Raw genomic sequence first — 408 nt, forward strand, 5'->3', positions numbered from 1 at the left:
CTCGGCCAGGTGCGGCAGCCCGAGGCGAGTCGCGTGCGCGGTGATGCGGCCGGTGAGCAGCTCAGTCATGCCGCACCTGGCCGAGAACCTCGAGCTTCTGGTCGGGCGGGCCGAGGCCGATCAGATGGGCTATCGCGAGTTCATCGACACCGTCCTCGGCGAGGAGCTCGGGCTGCGCGAGGGACGCCGGTTCCGGACCGCGCTGAAGCTGTCCGGGCTGCCGCACCACAAGACTCTCGACGAGTTCGACTTTGCCTTCCAGCCCGACCTCGACGTCAGAAAGATCCGCGACCTGGCCACATTGGCGTTCGTCGAGGCCCACCGCAACGTCGCGCTGCTCGGGCCGCCCGGGACCGGGAAGACCCATATCGCCACCGCGCTGGCAGTCGCGGCATGCCAGGCCGGGTC

Annotated in this window: 1 protein-coding gene; it reads left to right on the forward strand. The window is 69.9% G+C overall.

Going from position 1 to position 408, the window contains the following annotated elements:
* Positions 1-67 precede the first annotated feature (67 nt).
* On the forward strand, positions 68-408 hold a 341-nt coding region (locus FVA95_RS29490; protein WP_205016054.1), incomplete at its 3' end, for an ATP-binding protein.

This window comes from Pseudonocardia sp. EV170527-09 (assembly GCF_008369905.1).
GTDB lineage: Bacteria > Actinomycetota > Actinomycetes > Mycobacteriales > Pseudonocardiaceae > Pseudonocardia.